The following is a 1,705-nucleotide window of genomic DNA, read 5'->3' as shown; positions in this document are numbered from 1 at the left end:
AGCCTTACCAGATGGTCACGACCGATCCTTTCTACGGGGAATACGGCGACGGCCAGGCGATCCTGCTGGCTCGCTAATTTCCAAAACGGGTAGAACAAGACCTCGCCAGTGACCATATCACTGGCGAGGTCTTTCTTTTCTAGGAGCTACTGAATGTCCGATCTACAGGACCGTTTCGAGATCACACAAGACGGCGAAAAGCGCGAGATCTTCATGTCCTTCGGACTGTTGAACGAGATCACCGCCCTGATGGGCGAGCCGGCCACCGCGGCCAGCGTCTATTTCGCCCCCAAGCTTCGTGAACAAGTGCTGCTAAGCGCGCTTCACGATCGTGCCCCCAGCGGCAAGATCAAGGAACAGCTGGTGTCGCTCGACGATGTCGAAATCTCGGCTTCCGACATGGAAGCCCTCCTGGCATGGGAGGTCGATCACGCCATCGGTTTTTTCACACGCTCTATGGATCGAGTGGTGAAACTGAAGGGGGCTCTCGAAGGTCTCAATCAGGGCGCGTCTTCACTGACTGGATCGCCAGTCTCTCCTTCGAAGAAGCGATAATTTGGACACTGAAGGTTAAGCCGAGCGATCTCCGCGAAGTCTACTGGGGTCACACCTACAAAGACCTCGTCACGATCGTCCGGCTCAACACGGAAGGAAAGGTAGCGGAGCTCGGTCAGCATTTCGACAACCTGGCAACAGTCGTGTCGAAGGCCCTCGGTGGCTCCGACGAAGAGGATGACGACGGCGACGTCACGGTGATCGAAAGCTGGGACGACCTCGCGGCGGCATTCAGAACACTAGGGGGTCAAGTTGGCGCTTGAGCAAAATGACATCCGGTATGACGTCGATATCGACCTGCAGGATAGTCTTCGAGAAATCGACCAGCTCCGCAACAAACTGAAATCCTTCAGTGACGACCTCGCCGTCAGCTCCACCGAAGTCCAGAAGAACATGCGCAAGGCGGCGCAGGAATACGTCTCCTACATCAAGAAGCTTGAGAGTGATCTGAACACCCTCAAGAAGCAGGGCAAGGACACCACCGCCGAAGAGGCACGGCTGTCTCAGATCCGCAACCGGCAGCGCGCAGCACCTGCTGGCATCGCCAGTGACTATGCTCGGGGAACGGACGCCTCCCAGGCCAACCGCGCCGTCCTGCAGCGCGAAATCAACGAGATGAAGTCGACCACCAACGAGCTGGTGGGAAAATACTTCGACGAGTTGAACGCCAGCTATCTCAAGACCGTCAAGCGATCCCTGACCAACGTGCAGAACGAAGAGACGTTGATCCGCAACCGGATGAACGATCGCAACAGCCGCGCCACAATGGGTGACGCCGCCTACGGCTTCCAGAAGCAGGGCGAGCGCCGGAACCTCAATGGCGGCGCCAACCAGTTCCTGTCGCAGGCCGGCATCCTGAACAACTACGCCCTGGTCGGTGGCGCCTACAGCGCTGCCTTCAGCCTGGGCAACTTCATCGTCAAGCTGGACGAGCAGTTCAAGCAGTTCCAGGCCATCACTGCGTCGACCAACAACGAGATGGGATTGATGGAGGACCGGCTCCTCTCGGTGTCGGAAAAGACCAAGTTCACTGCCAACGAAATCGCCGAGGCCGCAACCCTGATGGGCCAGGCCGGTTTGTCGGCAGCTCAGGTCTCCGACGCCATTGAGCCTGTGGCCAAGCTGGCGACCGCCGCCGGCACCCAGCTGA

At 58.4% G+C, this 1,705-nt stretch carries 2 protein-coding genes; both read left to right on the top strand.

All coding sequences use genetic code 11. The features are described 5' to 3' along the window. The first annotated feature begins 153 nt into the window (after positions 1–153). The gene (locus EOC06_RS20980; protein ID WP_128308685.1) at positions 154–555 is read left to right on the top strand and encodes a hypothetical protein; all 402 of its coding nucleotides are present in this window, start codon (positions 154–156) and stop codon (positions 553–555) included. Between the two features lie 252 nt (positions 556–807). Next, positions 808–1,705, top strand: an 898-nt coding sequence (locus EOC06_RS40885; protein ID WP_206631223.1) for a phage tail tape measure protein, incomplete at its 3' end; no start/stop codon positions are given.

It is taken from the genome of Mesorhizobium sp. M7A.F.Ca.MR.362.00.0.0 (assembly GCF_004023175.1).
Lineage (GTDB): Bacteria > Pseudomonadota > Alphaproteobacteria > Rhizobiales > Rhizobiaceae > Mesorhizobium.
This window is presented reverse-complemented; position numbering and strand designations above follow the sequence as displayed.